18 protein-coding genes are annotated in these 15,036 nt (G+C 35.7%); 12 read left to right on the top strand and 6 right to left on the bottom strand.

Annotation, left to right across the window (positions count from 1 at the left end):
* Positions 1-21: 21 nt before the first annotated feature.
* Together ACYFX0_RS05095 and ACYFX0_RS05090 are read right to left on the bottom strand one after the other, a co-directional pair.
* A complete protein-coding gene (locus tag ACYFX0_RS05095; RefSeq protein WP_000994811.1) occupies positions 22-1,341 on the bottom strand; it encodes a Na+/H+ antiporter family protein in 1,320 nt (439 codons plus the stop codon).
* A 131-nt stretch (positions 1,342-1,472) separates the two neighbouring features.
* A complete protein-coding gene (locus ACYFX0_RS05090) occupies positions 1,473-2,471 on the bottom strand; it encodes an alpha/beta fold hydrolase (RefSeq protein WP_460269970.1) in 999 nt (332 codons plus the stop codon).
* 121 nt (positions 2,472-2,592) lie between these two features.
* On the opposite strand from ACYFX0_RS05090, the gene ACYFX0_RS05085 reads away from it, so the two are divergent.
* Positions 2,593-3,069: a ribbon-helix-helix domain-containing protein gene (locus tag ACYFX0_RS05085; RefSeq protein ID WP_460269969.1), complete on the top strand. Its 477-nt coding sequence runs from the start codon at positions 2,593-2,595 to the stop codon at positions 3,067-3,069.
* Between the two features lie 124 nt (positions 3,070-3,193).
* Here the strand turns inward: ACYFX0_RS05085 and ACYFX0_RS05080 are convergent, their stop codons facing one another.
* Positions 3,194-4,783 (bottom strand): bifunctional metallophosphatase/5'-nucleotidase, encoded by a 1,590-nt coding sequence (locus ACYFX0_RS05080; RefSeq protein ID WP_460269968.1) that lies wholly within the window; start codon positions 4,781-4,783, stop codon positions 3,194-3,196.
* Positions 4,784-4,983: 200 nt separating this feature from the next.
* Between ACYFX0_RS05080 and ACYFX0_RS05075 the strand changes: the two genes are divergently transcribed.
* The 3 genes from ACYFX0_RS05075 (at position 4,984) to ACYFX0_RS05065 (ending at position 6,794) form a co-directional block, all read left to right on the top strand.
* Complete coding sequence (locus tag ACYFX0_RS05075) at positions 4,984-5,247, top strand: YqkE family protein (RefSeq protein WP_000727553.1); 264 nt, start codon at positions 4,984-4,986, stop codon at positions 5,245-5,247.
* 66 nt (positions 5,248-5,313) lie between these two features.
* On the top strand, positions 5,314-5,838 hold the full coding sequence (locus ACYFX0_RS05070) for a GrpB family protein (RefSeq protein WP_001227184.1): 525 nt from the start codon (positions 5,314-5,316) through the stop codon (positions 5,836-5,838).
* A 128-nt stretch (positions 5,839-5,966) separates the two neighbouring features.
* On the top strand, positions 5,967-6,794 hold the full coding sequence (locus ACYFX0_RS05065; RefSeq protein WP_000275862.1) for an aldo/keto reductase: 828 nt from the start codon (positions 5,967-5,969) through the stop codon (positions 6,792-6,794).
* Positions 6,795-6,851: 57 nt separating this feature from the next.
* On the opposite strand, the gene ACYFX0_RS05060 is transcribed toward ACYFX0_RS05065, so the two are convergent.
* Both ACYFX0_RS05060 and mciZ read right to left on the bottom strand, forming a co-directional pair.
* Positions 6,852-7,766: an aldo/keto reductase gene (locus ACYFX0_RS05060; RefSeq protein WP_000747233.1), complete on the bottom strand. Its 915-nt coding sequence runs from the start codon at positions 7,764-7,766 to the stop codon at positions 6,852-6,854.
* Positions 7,767-7,877: 111 nt separating this feature from the next.
* The gene (mciZ, locus tag ACYFX0_RS05055; protein ID WP_000870291.1) at positions 7,878-8,012 is read right to left on the bottom strand and encodes a Z-ring formation inhibitor MciZ; all 135 of its coding nucleotides are present in this window, start codon (positions 8,010-8,012) and stop codon (positions 7,878-7,880) included.
* 74 nt (positions 8,013-8,086) lie between these two features.
* Here mciZ and ACYFX0_RS05050 point away from each other — a divergent pair, with 74 nt between their 5' ends.
* A complete protein-coding gene (locus ACYFX0_RS05050) occupies positions 8,087-8,626 on the top strand; it encodes an NUDIX domain-containing protein (RefSeq protein WP_000067931.1) in 540 nt (179 codons plus the stop codon).
* Between the two features lie 24 nt (positions 8,627-8,650).
* Here ACYFX0_RS05050 and ACYFX0_RS05045 read toward each other — a convergent pair whose 3' ends face one another.
* Positions 8,651-9,202, bottom strand: coding sequence for a GNAT family N-acetyltransferase (locus ACYFX0_RS05045; protein ID WP_000803497.1), 552 nt, complete (start codon positions 9,200-9,202; stop codon positions 8,651-8,653).
* Positions 9,203-9,357: 155 nt separating this feature from the next.
* Between ACYFX0_RS05045 and spoIIM the strand changes: the two genes are divergently transcribed.
* The 7 genes from spoIIM (at position 9,358) to ACYFX0_RS05010 (ending at position 15,029) form a co-directional block, all read left to right on the top strand.
* Entirely contained in the window at positions 9,358-9,975 is a 618-nt protein-coding gene (spoIIM, locus tag ACYFX0_RS05040; protein ID WP_223308695.1) for a stage II sporulation protein M, read from the top strand.
* Positions 9,976-10,081: 106 nt separating this feature from the next.
* Positions 10,082-10,537 carry a ferric iron uptake transcriptional regulator gene (fur, locus tag ACYFX0_RS05035; RefSeq protein ID WP_000392657.1) on the top strand — a complete coding sequence of 152 codons (456 nt, stop codon included), beginning with the start codon at positions 10,082-10,084 and terminating at the stop codon, positions 10,535-10,537.
* Positions 10,538-10,640: 103 nt separating this feature from the next.
* Positions 10,641-10,871 (top strand): YqzK family protein, encoded by a 231-nt coding sequence (locus ACYFX0_RS05030; RefSeq protein ID WP_001250432.1) that lies wholly within the window; start codon positions 10,641-10,643, stop codon positions 10,869-10,871.
* 6 nt (positions 10,872-10,877) lie between these two features.
* Positions 10,878-11,768, top strand: a complete 891-nt coding sequence (gene xerD / locus ACYFX0_RS05025) for a site-specific tyrosine recombinase XerD (protein WP_460269966.1) — start codon at positions 10,878-10,880, stop codon at positions 11,766-11,768.
* A 146-nt stretch (positions 11,769-11,914) separates the two neighbouring features.
* Positions 11,915-12,655 (top strand): FixH family protein, encoded by a 741-nt coding sequence (locus ACYFX0_RS05020; RefSeq protein ID WP_000733456.1) that lies wholly within the window; start codon positions 11,915-11,917, stop codon positions 12,653-12,655.
* Positions 12,656-13,010: 355 nt separating this feature from the next.
* Positions 13,011-14,195: a phosphopentomutase gene (gene deoB, locus ACYFX0_RS05015; protein ID WP_001046081.1), complete on the top strand. Its 1,185-nt coding sequence runs from the start codon at positions 13,011-13,013 to the stop codon at positions 14,193-14,195.
* A gap of 12 nt (positions 14,196-14,207) precedes the next feature.
* On the top strand, positions 14,208-15,029 hold the full coding sequence (locus tag ACYFX0_RS05010) for a purine-nucleoside phosphorylase (RefSeq protein ID WP_001078446.1): 822 nt from the start codon (positions 14,208-14,210) through the stop codon (positions 15,027-15,029).
* The last annotated feature ends 7 nt before the right edge of the window (positions 15,030-15,036 follow it).

Genomic DNA, 15,036 nt, shown 5'->3' with positions numbered 1-15,036 from the left:
GTGCGTTTTATACGCACCTTTTTATAATGTAATTGCGGCAATAAAGCCAAATATAAGTAACGGTATATTGTAATGTAGAAAAGTGGGTACACATGTATCCCATATATGATGGTGCTGACCATCAGCATTTAAACCGGATGTTGGTCCGAGGGTACTATCTGATGCTGGAGATCCTGCGTCACCTAGCGCTCCGGCTGTACCAATAATTGCAATTGTAGCCATCGGACTAAATCCAAGCTGAATGCACAGAGGTACAAAAATTGTTGTTAAGATAGGGATGGTTGAAAAGGATGAACCAATTCCCATCGTAACGAGAAGTCCAATAACAAGCATAAGAAATGCAGCGAGTGGTTTGTTATTTCCGATTATATGTGCACTCGTTTGCACCAGAGATTCAACATGTCCTGTTTTTCGAAGAACAGCGCCGAATCCAGCGGCAGCAATCATAACAAAGCCAATAAAGGACATCATACGCATTCCGCTTGTTAATATCGCATCTGCTTCTTTAAGTGGTAGACTACCACTTACTGATAAGACGATAATACCTGCTAAAGCACCGAAAATCATTGATTCTGTTGTTAATTGAACAGTTAATGTAGCAATGATAGATAATAACCCGAAAGTAATGCTACGTTTTGTATAGGGAACGATCTCATTTTCGGTAGTATGAATTTGTTCTGTTTCATACGTACGAGGTTTTCGGTACGTAATGAATACCGCTACACATAATCCAATAATCATACCGAGTGCTGGAATAGTCATTGCTTTTGGAATAAGTGTGACATCAAATGTAAGACCGCTTTGCGCAGCGTTGGTTTGCAATACGTCATGATAAATTTTTCCGAACCCTGCAGGGATCCACATATAAGGAGTAATTAATCCAAATGTAATAATACACGTGACAAGTCTTCGATCCACTTTCAGCTCATTTAATACTTTTAAAAGTGCTGGAATTAAGATGGGGATGAAAGCAATGTGAACAGGAATCACATTTTGTGAGAAACAAGCCATCGTTAAAATAATGAATAAAATAAGTATTTTAGAATAAACTTGTTTTTTCGTGTCTTGTTCATTGCCAATCCATTTTAATGCAGTTTGAATCATAGCATCTGGAAGTCCTGTTTTGGAAAGGGAAATAGCGAAACCACCAAGCATTGCATAACTTAAAGCGATTGGAGCACTGTTTCCAAGACCAGTTGTAAAAGTGTTAATCGTTTCTGAAATACCGAGTCCGCCGATAATTCCGCCTGTTAAAGCTCCAACAATGATGGCGACAATGACCTGGACACGTAACAAACTAAGCAATAGCATAATTGCTACTGCGACGAGTACAGCGTTCATAATAAATGTAATCTCCCTAAATTTTTATTCTGTTAAGACAAGTAAATATGAAACATTTTGCTATGTTTATACATACTTGCGACATATTATTATAAAATGTTTTCTATGAAATGTAAAAGAGCCTTTTGTTACTAATGCTGAAAAGCTAGCTCTTGTTTAATTGATTGCAAAGAATTGGCGAATAATTCTGGTTCTTCTAGATCAGGAGAATGTGCTGAATTTGGGAACCAAATCATTTTTTTTATAGGCGCTTCAATAATATCGCAATATTCCTGAACGAGTGCATAAGGAGTTTGATAATCATAGCGACCAGAACAAAAATAAACTGGAATAGATAAACTTGAGATAGAAGAAAAGAAATCGATTGTCAGCATTTCTTCCCATAAAACGCCAGATTTTAAATTTCCTGCGAGAAACTTGAACCAATCTAATAGCGTATATTCAGGAGAAAAGAAACCTTTTCGTATGAAAGAAAAGGAAGATCCGTTTTGGATTGCTCCTCCGAATGTGCCAAGCCACTTTCTTTGAATAATAAGACGTCTCATATCTAAAAATGGTGGTTTTCCTAATTTTAAAAGGGAAGCTAATGCTTTTTTATGATCATGTTTTTTTGCAGAACTAATTAAATGTTGATATAGCAATTCTTCATTTTGTTTCATATGTACAATTTGCCCAATACTGATGTAAGCCTCGATATACTTTGGATATTGATGTGCTATGTTAAGCCCAATAATACTTCCCCAAGAATGACCAGCGAGAAATAGTTTTTGTTTGTTGAACCTTTTAAGTGCATATTGAATCACTTCTTTTGCATCGGAAACGAATTGTTCGATTGTAAAATTTGCTCCGAAATCTTTCATTGAAAAAGATTTACCTGCCCCGCGCTGATCCCAATTAATAACAATAAAGTGCTTCTCTAATTCTTTTTGAAAATGACGAATAAATCCGATTTGTGCCATGCCGGGTCCACCATGGCAGCATAATAAAATAGGCTGCTCTACGTTTTGCCCACGCATAAGGAGAGTTTGTTTTCGATTATTAATCATAACGCTTTCTATCGTAGCGATACTATTAGGAATGAGTTGTTTGTTTTCAGTATAGAACTGAGGGGTATAGCTACGCAAAAGCATATTGAAAACCTCCTTTTGTGAAATCGTATGAATCGCACAGGCTATTCATTTTGCATATACTGTTAGAAAATCATTGTAACATACCATACTAGTGTCATTTCAACACGGGAGGAGGGAAATTGTGACGATTGGAGAAATTATAGATGGTTTAAATAGGCGTGAATCCATCGCTATTATAGCAAAACGTCTTGAAATAAGCCCGTATACATTATCGAAGAAATTAAGATTGATTGGATACGAATATGATGGAGAGCAGAAGAAACGTATTTTTGTAGGAGATGGAGAAGAACCACGTCACTTACAATTCCAAGAAGCGACCGCCCTTCAATATGAGAAAACAGATTATCAATTATTAATTTATGAGCAATTACAAAGTATTTATGAATTATTAAGAAGAAGAGAAGAAGTAATTGCACCAATTATGAGTAAAAGTACAGAGAAAAAGAGACGCACCTTTTCTATTAATACAGAAATATTAGCAAGATTGGACCTTATATCAGAATCGAAAGGAATTCAAAAATCTAAAATTGTAGAAGAGGCGTTGCAACAATTTTTACAGCAATATGAATTTAACAAAACATCACATTTTGATAACTAAAGAAAAGGATACTATGTTCATTGGAAGAACGAGTATCCTTTTTATGATGCATATTACGTATAAATACAGGATTAGTGCAAATCTTTTATGGCGTGAAAAATGAAATTTCTTATTAGAGAAACACTTAATTTACTTTTTGGATTCTTCCATCAATAACTGGCTGAATTGGTTCTTTTAATTGTTTTACGTAATCGACTAACGCTTCAAAGTCGTTTGGACCAGTTTCTGCATTTTCACCATTTTTAAATGATATGAATCCGTCACCGCCAGAAGCTAAGAAAGCATTTGCAACTACGCTATACGTTTTAGATGGAGATAATTCTTCTCCGTTTGTTAAACGTATATTTGTAACTTTTTCACCGTTTGGTTTATTTGCATCCCACGCATATTGAATACCTGAAATTTGAAGCATTCTTGTTGTTCCTTTTTGCCATTGCTGATTTAAAATATCGCGAATGTCTTGACCTGTTAAATCTACTTTAATCAATTGATTTCCAAAAGGTTGAATGCCGTATAACTCACCCCACGTAATATCACCAGCATCTAAGTCATTACGAATGCCACCAGGATTCATGAGGGCGATTTGAGTTTGCATCGTTTGACGCTGAGCATCGGCAACTAAATTTCCAAGAGTGGACTCACCAGCATCATTTTGTTTACGGTCGATAGATGCTGTAGATTTTCCGACCACTTCATTTACAAGTGGTGCGATTTTTTCTTTATATTGATCTAGTTTTTTCTTTACTTGTTTATCAGGTTCTACACCTTCATGATACGTTGTAACAACTTCAGCTTTTTTCTTTATAATATCCTTTGTTTTACGATCAATTGTTACATCCACGTCTGAGAAAGCCGTGCCGTAAGAATTTGCTTGGACAATTAGCTTATTATTTACTGTACCATTTACATACGTATGACTATGTCCACCGAAAATAACATCAACTTCTGGGTCTGTTTCATTTGCAATTCGAGTAAGGTCGCCATTTGTTACCCCAGACTCATCGGTTGTTCCACCGACATGAGCAAGAACGACGATAGATTTAACGCCGAGGCGTTTTAATTGTTGTGTTGATTTATTAATTGCTTCTACTTCATCAGTAATTTGTACATTTTTAAGCATCGTAGGCATAACGACATTTGGTGTATCAGTTGTAACAACACCAATGAATCCTACAGGAACACCATCTACCATTTTTACAGTAAATGGTGGTAAAAATAAGCGGCCAGTTGATTTGTTATAGAAGTTAGCAGCTACATAGGGGAAGTTAGCCCCTTTGAAATTCCCTGTTTTTTCATGATATCCACCGTAAATGAGGCGTTTCATTTCATCAATGCCTTCATCAAATTCATGGTTTCCGATTGTACCAACATCAAATTTTAAATCATTTAAAAATTCAATCGTCGGTTCATCCTGTAATAATGCTGAAACTGGTGGACTAGCTCCGACGATATCACCAGCATGTACGAGAAGTGTATTAGGGTTTTGTTTTTTACGTTCTTTTAAATAAGTAGCTAAGTAATCAGCGCCACCAGCTTCTTTATTATTAATTTTTTTAACAGTATCTAGTTGTCCATGGAAATCATTAATACCAAGCATTTGTACGTCTATGTAGCGGTTTTGTTCAGCTGGATTCTGAGATGGGGGAGCGGCAAATACGCTTGAAAAAGTAATAGTGCTTAAAACAGCAACGGCAGGAATAATTTTTTTCCACATAGTTCATTTCTCCTTTTTTATAATCTGACATCATACGACATAATTTTAATAGATTCATAGGATTATAGCTACATAAAAATTTAGTCTTTTCGAAAAATTAACATATTTACAAAAAGTGGATAATAGAGTAAAGACCCTTTTTTATTGTCGATTGCATCGTGTATCTACTATAATGGAGAAAAAAGTAAAAGGTGAGTAGCATGAAGAAAAAGAAACAAAGACAAATGCAAAGACAATCGCAAGTGAATCCACCAAAGAAAGAAACACTTACATTAGGCGATCAATTAAATGATTCACTCATGCAACAATTAAAGAGTAAGAAGAAAGAGTTGCAAGTGAGAGAAGAGGAAAAAGAGGCAGCTGAACTGGAAAGAAAGCGCAAAGAACAAAAAGAACGTGAAAAGAATAAATCATTTGAAGAACTGCTAAGTGAAAGTAACCTTACTTGGAAAGACTTTAAATAATAAAAAAATGATCAGTGAAATTCACTGATCATTTTTTGACGAGCTTGTAAGAAAAGGGGAGTTATTATGAGGAAAATTGTAGTTGTTCCGCATGAAAATCATTGGAGTGAAAAATTTCAAATGGAGGCTGAAAGATTAAAAACAGCGATGCCAGAAACGGTGAAAATTCATCATATTGGAAGTACGTCAGTGCCAGGACTGGCAGCTAAACCTATTATTGATATGATCATGGAAGTAGAAAGTATTGAAAGGGTAGATAGGTGGAATGAACGATTTATAGAGCTTGGTTACATCGTAAAAGGGGAAAATGGTATTTCAGGACGCCGATTTTTTATCCATGGAACGGAAGAAAAACGTTTGTATCATTTACACGTGTTTGAAAAAGGAAATCCAGAGATAGTAAGGCATTTAGCATTTCGTGATTATATGATGGCTCATTGTGAAGAAGCAGAGGCATATGCAACCTTAAAGAAAGAATTGGCCGAAAAGTATACATATGATGGCACGTTATATACGGAAGGGAAAAATGAGTTTGTGCGCAATGTGGATGAAAAAGCGAAAGAATGGAGAGAAAATAACGTGAATAAATGAGTTCACGTTATTTTTTAGCTATATAAAAGTGTTATGTAAACTGTACGTATGTTTTGACTTTTGGGATGAATCTTGTTGAAATAAAGTTGTGGCTTATAAAAAAATGTAACAATGAAAGGGAGACGACTGTGTATATTCCAACAACTACACTTCATAATGGCGTGAAAATGCCGATGATTGGTCTAGGCGTTTATAAAGCAAAAGAAGGCGACGAAGTAAAACAAGCAGTAAAAACAGCGTTAGAAGTTGGATACCGTTCGATTGATACAGCAACTGTGTATGAAAATGAAAGCGGTGTCGGAGAAGCGATTCGTGAATCAGGAATTCCAAGAGAAGACCTATTTATTACAACAAAAGTTTGGAATGACGATCAAGGATACGAGGAGACACTCGAGGCGTTTGAAAAAAGCTTAAAGAAATTACAAATGGACTATGTAGATTTATATTTAATACATTGGCCAGTAAGAGGGAAGTATGTGGATACGTACCGAGCGTTAGAAAAATTATATGAAGAAGGTAAAGTGCGTGCGATTGGTGTTTCTAATTTTCATAAACATCATTTAGAATTGTTATTACCAAATTGCAAAGTGAAGCCGATGGTGAACCAAGTAGAACTTCATCCGATGTTAACGCAATTTGAATTGCGTAATCATTGTCAAGGTGAGCAAATCCAAATGGAAGCGTGGAGTCCGTTAATGAGGGGCGGAGAAGTATTTCAGCATCCAATCATTCAGGCTATTGCTAACAAATATGAAAAAACACCTGCGCAAGTTATATTAAGATGGGATATTCAAAGCGGGATTGTTACAATTCCTAAATCTGTTACACCATCTCGTATTAAAGAAAACTTTACTATTTTTGATTTCTCACTAACTGAAGAAGAGATAAATCAAATTAACACGTTGAATCGCGATTTACATGTAGGCACAAATCCTGATAAATATGATACGTTATAAAAAAGACTGTCTCCTAATAAAGGAGACAGTCTTCTGTTTATCGGTAATTCGATATTTTTAACGATGCAAAGCATATGTGTCATATTTAACAATTTTTTGAAGTTGTACATATTCTTCTTTAGTTAAAGGTAACTGTTGGCTAGCTCGTATATTTTCCTGCAATTGTTGAAGAGAGCTTGCGCCAGGTATAACAGCTGCAACAGTCTTATTATGTAAGCAATATTGAATAGCTGTTCCTGTTAAAGAGCTTTCTCCAATCGTTTCTTTTACACTCGCTAGAGTTGTATGTAATTCATCGTAAGAATAAGAGAGGTAATCCTTTTCCTTTACTCTTTCTATTTTTCTTGCATTGTTATCAGTTAAAATTCCTTTTGCAAGTGGTCCGCGAGCAATGATGCTAATTTGGTATTCATTCAGAAGCGGGAACCATTCTTCTGGACGACGATTTAAAAGGCTATATTCCATTAGTACACTAACGATGTTTGAGCGTTTTGCATATTCACGGATTACATTTGGACGTATAGAAGAAATACCGTAATGGCGGATAATACCTTCTTTTTTCAATTCTTCAAAAGCTTCAATTGTTTCATCTATTGGATCTTCAATCGTTCCGCCATGAAGTTGGTAAAGGTCAATATAATCAGTTTGAAGTCTACGTAAACTTTCTTTTACTTCAGCCTTTATGTAAGCTTTAGAAGGGTCCCAAGACCAGCCGTTTTTTTCTTCTGTCCAACGATTTCCAACCTTCGTTGTAAGAACAATTTTGTCTCGTTTCCCTTTCAAGGCTTTTCCAACAAATTCTTCATTTAATCCGTAATCATATAAATCTGCTGTATCAAAAAAATTAATTCCTAAATCGATTGCTTCATCGACAATACGCATAGCCTCTGTTTCAGATGTACCGAGAGACATACAGCCAAGGCCCATTTCTGTAACAAATAAATCTGAGTTTCCTAATTGACGTTTTTTCATAGGTCAACCTCCTTACCTTTATTGTACGAGAGGGAAAAGAGGTTGACAAACGTTTCCTTTTCGCTTTGCATTAACTGCCCGTAAAAGCATAATTAATGTGAGCTTAACGGATTAATGTTTCATTTTATTTGCTGTAATCCACTCTTGTACAGTTGTATACTCTTTGCTATATTGTTTTAGCTTATGGCGAATTTGCCATGCTTTTCCGACTAACGTGATGCGATTTGGTAAAATATAAACTTTCATTTCTATCACGCTCCTTTCAATGTGGTAAAATGTATGAAGAAAGAATAGGAAATAGAACAGGGAGATGAAGTAGTATGAGTAATCTTACAGAGAGAACAGTAAAAACTGAGCCGATTTTTGATGGTAGAGTTATAAAAGTTCGTGTTGATGATGTAGTATTACCAAATGGAGAAATGAGTAAACGTGAAATTGTAAATCACCCTGGTGCAGTTGCGATTATTGCTATTACAGATGAGGGGAAAATTGTGCTTGTTGAGCAGTATCGTAAAGCGCTTGAAAAGGCGATTATAGAAATTCCAGCCGGCAAGTTAGAGCCTGGTGAAAAACCAGAGGTAACAGCAGTTCGTGAATTAGAAGAGGAAACAGGATATGTATGTGAAAATATGGAGCTTATTACTTCTTTCTATACATCTCCAGGATTCGCAGATGAAATTTTATATGTATATAAAGCGACAGGTTTGACAAAAAAAGAAAATAAAGCTGAGTTAGATGAAGATGAGTTTGTGGAATTAATGGAAGTATCGTTAGAAGAAGCGATTACTCTTATGAAAAATCTTCGTATTCATGATGCGAAGACGATGTTTGCAGTACAATATTTACAACTACAAAAATAAACACTCGCCAAAGGCGAGTGTTTTTTAATTGATTTTTGCATATACACGTGCATCACGTAAGCTACCGTCTGGTGCTAGGAAATCATTTTCCATTGTACCTTCTAGAATGAATTCTAAACGTTCTGCTAAGCTACATGCATTTATATTTGTTGCATCAGTACGAATTTCAATTCTTCTAGCGCCTAGTTTATCAAAGGCGAATTGGATAGCGCCTTTAACAGCTTCAGTCATATAGCCTTGTTTTGTATAATCGCTATGCAACCAGAAGTGAAGTGAAAACTTTGGAATATCCCAGTTTTCAGGTTTTAGTGTAATTGCTCCGATGAATGTACCAGATACTTTATCGTATAAGTGAAAATCAAGTGTTTCACGAAGTAAAAACTGTCCGTGAGCTTCGCGAACAATTTCTTCAGCACTCTCTTCTGTTTCAGCGTTAATTGGTACCCACGGTACTAAGTCTTCTAGAGAAGCTTGGATTGCTTCATATACTTCTGCACCATCACCTGGAAATGGTTTACGAACTTGTAAGCGTTCAGTTTGAAATAATGTTGGAAAATCTAATAATAATGGTTTCAAGAGAAATCCCTCCTATTCTCTACTTTTTAGTTTAGCAAAGTAGAGCGGAATTTCAATGTTAATTCGTCATACTTTTTTCTTTCTTTCATACATTTTTAATAAGAGTGTGAACGGAGGGAAGAAAAATGTGGCGAAAAAATTGGCAAGACCGTGTAATGTCTCACATACAGGAAAACTCTTCATTATATATATTTAACGCTGTTTTATTATTGATGGGAGTAATATTTGGAGCCATTCTTGTGAATAGCTTACAAATCAATCAAAAACAAGATTTATCATTTTATTTACAACGTTTTTTTGGACAAGTCTCTAAAGGAGAATTTGCCATTGCGGGCGAAATGTTTCGAGAAAGTTACTTTTCGCAATTAAAATACATCGGATTTATTTGGATTTTAGGGATTTCAATTATTGGATTACCACTTATTTTTATTTTATTATTTGTAAAAGGAGTTGTTGTTGGATTTACAGTTGGTTTTTTAGTAAGTCAGCATGGATGGAATGGACTATTATTAGCATTTGTATCTGTTTTGCCACAAAATTTAATTATCATTCCAGTCTTTCTCATTATGACAACCATTGCTGCAAGTTTTTCTTTACGGATGATTAGGCATCAATTTATTAGAAAAATAACCGAGCCACTATTACCATTATTAATCCGGTATACATGTTTCTTTCTTGTAATTGGAGCGGTATTAGCAATGGCTTGTAGTGTGGAGGCTTACGCATCACCAGTTTTAATGAAAGAAGTTGTTGAGGCTATTAATAAAAAATAAATATTTTTTGAGAATAATTATCAATTTGTTTTTATTGTTTTTCTTTTGACAGAAGCCCTTCTTCTGATATAATGGTGTAAGAGTGGCGAGGAGGGAGTAGTACCGAATGGAAGAAAGAATTGAACGAATTAAGAAGCAATTACATGCAGCGAGCTATAAATTAACACCGCAACGTGAAGCAACAGTTCGTGTGCTGCTAGAAAATGAAGAAGATCATTTAAGCGCAGAAGATGTTTACCTCCTTGTAAAAGAAAAGTCGCCAGAGATCGGATTAGCAACCGTCTATCGAACTTTAGAACTATTATCTGAGTTAAAAGTTGTCGATAAGATTAACTTCGGAGACGGTGTTTCACGCTATGACTTACGCCAAGAAGGTGCGCAGCGTTTTCACCATCATTTGATTTGTACACAATGTGGTGCTGTACAAGAAATACAAGAAGATTTACTTGGTGAAGTGGAAAGGAAAGTAGAACGAGACTGGAGCTTTAAGGTGAAAGATCATCGTTTAACATTCCATGGGATTTGTAAAAATTGTCAAGAAAATGAAACGGATGAAAAATAACCTTTTCCTATTTATCTAGGAAGAGGTTTTTTATTTGAATAAGGTATAAATTGGTGAAAGCTTGGCATATGTTGTAATAACTTATATTTTGGAGGAATTTACAATGCGCCGAGCTTTAAAATTAACTTTTGATGGAATAAAAGTATTTTTATTATTTACAAGTTGTACGATTTTGTTTTATTTCGCTATACTATGGATAAATGAAGAATATGAAAGCTATCATCGTTATGAAAAACCTAAAGAAGAGACTGTAGAAAAAGTATCAGGGAATGAAGAACCGGCAAAGGATGCTTTCGTAAATAGAATGATGTTTTTCTATGAAAATGGGGAGTAGTGTAGAGTGGAAGATCAATTAAAAGATTTTATTCATTATATGGTTGTCGAAAAAGGATTAGCAAAGAATACAGTAGTATCTTATGAACGGGATTTAAAAAGCTACGTAAAGTATTTGCAAAATGTGGAACAGACGAAAACTTTTCATGAAGTGACCCGTTTACACATTGTTAACTTTTTGCAGTATTTAAAAGAAAACGGAAAATCTTCGAAAACATTGGCGCGTCATATTGCATCAATTCGTTCGTTCCAGCAATTTTTACTTCGTGAACGAGCGGTAGAACACGATCCATCCGTACATATTGAAACGCCGCAAGGGGAACGGAAATTACCAAAAGTATTATCAGTTGATGAAGTAGAGGCGTTACTTCAAACACCAAAAATGACAAGTGCTTTTGGGATACGTGATAAGGCGATGCTAGAGTTACTGTATGCGACAGGACTTCGTGTTTCAGAATTGATTGCACTCAATTTAGAAGATGTACATTTAACGATGGGATTTGTTCGTTGCATAGGGAAAGGGAATAAAGAAAGAATTATTCCACTAGGAAGTTTAGCAACGGAAGCGATTCAAAAGTATATTGAAAAAGGAAGAAGAGAATTAATGGGGAAAAAAGTAGTAGATGCACTCTTTTTAAACCATCATGGTAATCGATTATCAAGACAAGGATTTTGGAAAATATTAAAACGATTAGCGAAAGAAGCAAATATTGAAAAAGAGCTTACACCTCATACGTTGCGTCACTCGTTTGCTACGCACTTATTAGAAAATGGAGCAGATTTACGTGCTGTACAAGAAATGCTTGGTCATGCAGATATTTCAACGACGCAAATCTATACGCACGTTTCAAAAACTAGATTAAAAGATGTATATAAACAGTTTCATCCAAGAGCATAGTTACTATGCTCTTTTTTCATAGATTCAGAAGGGAAGACCGTTTCACAGAAACTTCACAAACATTTCGTATATTGTTTTCAGCAGAAGACTGGAATATTACAATGTATTTCCTCTATACTAAATAAAGTATAAAGGAGGAAATGATGATGAAAAAACTGATTATAACTTTATTTATCGCGATGCTAGCGTTGGCTGGCTGTAATACAAACAAAGAAGAACCGAAAAAAGAACAGAAACTTGAAGCTGTAAAAGTAGCAGTCCAAACAAATCCGAAAGAAATTAAACCAGGTGAAAAAACAGAAGTACAAGCACTTGTTACACAAGGGAAAGAAAAAGTAACGGATGCCGATGATGTAAAGTTTGAAATTTGGAAAGATGGCGACGAAAAGCACGAGATGTTAGATGGTAAGCATAAAGGAAAAGGTGTTTATGCAGTAGAGAAAACATTCGAAACGGATGGAGTATACCATATTATCGCTCACACAAATGCACGTGAAATGCACGTTATGCCGGAAGTGAAAGTTGCTGTAGGAAATGCGAAAGTAGAAGATGCGAAAAAAGAAAATAGTGATCACAGTGCAGGACATGGAGATCATAAAAGTGACACAATGATCCATCTTATGGCTGGAGACATAAAGGCAAATGCTGAATCTACAATGAAAGTTCATTTAAAGCAAAAAGAAGAAGCATTAACTGGTGCTGAAGTACAACTAGAGATTTGGAAAGATGGTGTTGAAAAACACGAATTTATTCCAGCGAAAGAAGGGAATAAAGGAGAGTATGAAACGAAACATACTTTCAAAGAGAACGGTGCTTACAAAGTGAAAGTGCATGTAAGAAAAGGCGAATTGCATGAACATAAAGAAGAAACAATAGAAGTAAAATAAAAAGTAGCTCTTTAGAGCTACTTTTTATTTTTAATATGAAGAAATAAATCATAAAAAAATTAGCACTTCGTTGCAGAATGGATTACAATAGAAGTGTGAAGAAAATGAGAAATTCTACGAAAATGTATTAAAAAGAAAGCGTAAACATGTTATGATATCAGTATCAGATGTCTGACATCTGACTTAGAAAAAACTAGAAATGTTTTTGAGTCGTTTCAAGTAAAATGAAATAGGTTAGAGAATGGTTTAAAGAAGTACTGTTTGACAATGAGAATTCTTATGGATAACAGTTTCACTTTATAGCGTTTTGAACATACTACAAGAAGTAGAACTGAACTTATAGGAGGTCGCAGTTATGAATAAATATAAACGTATATTCCTAGTCGTAATGGACTCTGTGGGAATCGGTGAAGCACCAGATGCTGAGCAATTTGGTGATTTAGGATCTGACACAATTGGTCACATTGCTGAACATATGAATGGTTTACAAATGCCTAACATGGTGAAATTGGGTCTTGGTAACATTCGTGAAATGAAAGGTATCTCTAAAGTAGAGAAACCACTTGGATATTACACAAAAATGCAAGAGAAATCTACTGGTAAAGATACAATGACAGGTCACTGGGAAATCATGGGCCTTTACATTGATACACCATTCCAAGTGTTCCCGGAAGGATTCCCGAAAGAATTACTTGATGAATTAGAAGAAAAAACAGGCCGTAAAATTATCGGTAATAAGCCAGCTTCTGGAACTGAAATTCTTGATGAACTTGGCCAAGAGCAAATGGAAACCGGCTCTTTAATCGTTTATACTTCTGCTGATAGCGTATTGCAAATTGCAGCACACGAAGAAGTAGTGCCACTTGATGAGTTATATAAAATCTGTAAAATTGCACGTGAATTAACATTAGATGAGAAATACATGGTAGGTCGTGTTATTGCTCGTCCATTCGTTGGTGAACCTGGAAACTTTACACGTACACCAAACCGTCATGATTATGCATTAAAACCATTCGGCCGTACAGTAATGAATGAATTAAAAGATAGTGACTACGATGTAATTGCTATCGGTAAAATCTCTGACATCTATGATGGTGAAGGGGTAACGGAATCACTTCGTACGAAGTCTAACATGGATGGAATGGATAAGCTTGTAGATACATTAAATATGGACTTTACAGGTCTTAGCTTCTTAAACTTAGTTGACTTTGATGCATTATTCGGCCACCGCCGTGATCCACAAGGATACGGAGAGGCTCTGCAAGAATATGATGCACGTCTTCCAGAAGTATTCGCAAAACTACAAGAAGATGATCTATTATTAATTACAGCAGACCACGGTAATGATCCAATTCACCCTGGTACTGACCATACACGTGAATATGTACCATTATTAGCATATAGCCCAAGTATGAAAGAAGGCGGACAAGAGTTACCACTTCGTCAAACATTTGCTGATATTGGTGCAACAGTAGCAGAAAACTTCGGTGTGAAAATGCCAGAATACGGAACAAGCTTCTTAAACGAGCTAAAGAAATAGGGGGATAAACAAATGAATCGTGAACTTATTACAAAATCAGCTTCATACTTAAAAGAGAAATTTCAAGAGACACCACAAGTAGGACTAATCCTTGGATCAGGACTTGGTGTATTAGCAGACGAAATTGAGAACGCAGTAACAGTACCTTACAGTGAAATCCCTGAGTTCCCAGTATCAACTGTAGAAGGCCATGCAGGTCAACTAGTATTTGGTACACTTCAAGGTGTAACAGTAGTAGCAATGCAAGGACGTTTCCACTTCTATGAAGGATACGACATGCAAAAAGTAACATTCCCAGTTCGTGTTATGAAAGAACTAGGTGTAGAAACGGTTGTTGTAACAAACGCAGCTGGTGGTGTAAATACATCATTCGAGCCAGGCGATCTTATGTTAATTTCAGACCACATTAACTTCATGGGTACGAATCCATTAATCGGGCCAAATGATTCTGAAATGGGCGTACGTTTCCCTGATATGTCTACATCGTATACAGTAGAACTTCGTGAAATGGCGAAACAAGTTGCAGCAGACTTAAATATTAAAGTACAAGAAGGTGTATACGTTGGAATGACAGGTCCTGTATATGAAACACCTGCTGAAATTCGTATGCTTCGTACACTTGGCGGAGATGCAGTTGGTATGTCAACAGTACCTGAAGTAATTGTAGCACGTCATGCTGGAATGAAAGTATTAGGTATTTCTTGTATTTCAAATATGGCAGCTGGTATTTTAGATCAGCCACTTCATCACGATGAAGTAATTGAAACGACAGAACGTGTTAAAGCTAACTTCTTAGCATTAGTAAAAGCAATCGTAAAACAAATGAAGGGGTGACTTCACA

The sequence above is a fragment of the Bacillus sp. NEAU-Y102 genome (assembly GCF_054788175.1).
Note: the sequence above shows the minus strand (reverse complement) of the source record. Positions and strands in the feature narration are given on the sequence as shown.

What these genes read in the sequence shown, in the direction of transcription:
- ACYFX0_RS05095 (WP_000994811.1), bottom strand. Translation starts at nt 1,341, where the DNA reads ATGAACGCTGTACTCGTCGCAGTAGCAATTATGCTATTGCTTAGTTTG.
- ACYFX0_RS05090 (WP_460269970.1), bottom strand. Translation starts at nt 2,471, where the DNA reads ATGCTTTTGCGTAGCTATACCCCTCAGTTCTATACTGAAAACAAACAA.
- ACYFX0_RS05080 (WP_460269968.1), bottom strand. Translation starts at nt 4,783, where the DNA reads ATGTGGAAAAAAATTATTCCTGCCGTTGCTGTTTTAAGCACTATTACT.
- ACYFX0_RS05075 (WP_000727553.1), top strand. Translation starts at nt 4,984, where the DNA reads ATGAAGAAAAAGAAACAAAGACAAATGCAAAGACAATCGCAAGTGAAT.
- ACYFX0_RS05070 (WP_001227184.1), top strand. Translation starts at nt 5,314, where the DNA reads ATGAGGAAAATTGTAGTTGTTCCGCATGAAAATCATTGGAGTGAAAAA.
- ACYFX0_RS05060 (WP_000747233.1), bottom strand. Translation starts at nt 7,766, where the DNA reads ATGAAAAAACGTCAATTAGGAAACTCAGATTTATTTGTTACAGAAATG.
- mciZ (WP_000870291.1), bottom strand. Translation starts at nt 8,012, where the DNA reads ATGAAAGTTTATATTTTACCAAATCGCATCACGTTAGTCGGAAAAGCA.
- ACYFX0_RS05050 (WP_000067931.1), top strand. Translation starts at nt 8,087, where the DNA reads ATGAGTAATCTTACAGAGAGAACAGTAAAAACTGAGCCGATTTTTGAT.
- spoIIM (WP_223308695.1), top strand. Translation starts at nt 9,358, where the DNA reads ATGTCTCACATACAGGAAAACTCTTCATTATATATATTTAACGCTGTT.
- fur (WP_000392657.1), top strand. Translation starts at nt 10,082, where the DNA reads ATGGAAGAAAGAATTGAACGAATTAAGAAGCAATTACATGCAGCGAGC.
- ACYFX0_RS05030 (WP_001250432.1), top strand. Translation starts at nt 10,641, where the DNA reads ATGCGCCGAGCTTTAAAATTAACTTTTGATGGAATAAAAGTATTTTTA.
- ACYFX0_RS05020 (WP_000733456.1), top strand. Translation starts at nt 11,915, where the DNA reads ATGAAAAAACTGATTATAACTTTATTTATCGCGATGCTAGCGTTGGCT.
- deoB (WP_001046081.1), top strand. Translation starts at nt 13,011, where the DNA reads ATGAATAAATATAAACGTATATTCCTAGTCGTAATGGACTCTGTGGGA.
- ACYFX0_RS05010 (WP_001078446.1), top strand. Translation starts at nt 14,208, where the DNA reads ATGAATCGTGAACTTATTACAAAATCAGCTTCATACTTAAAAGAGAAA.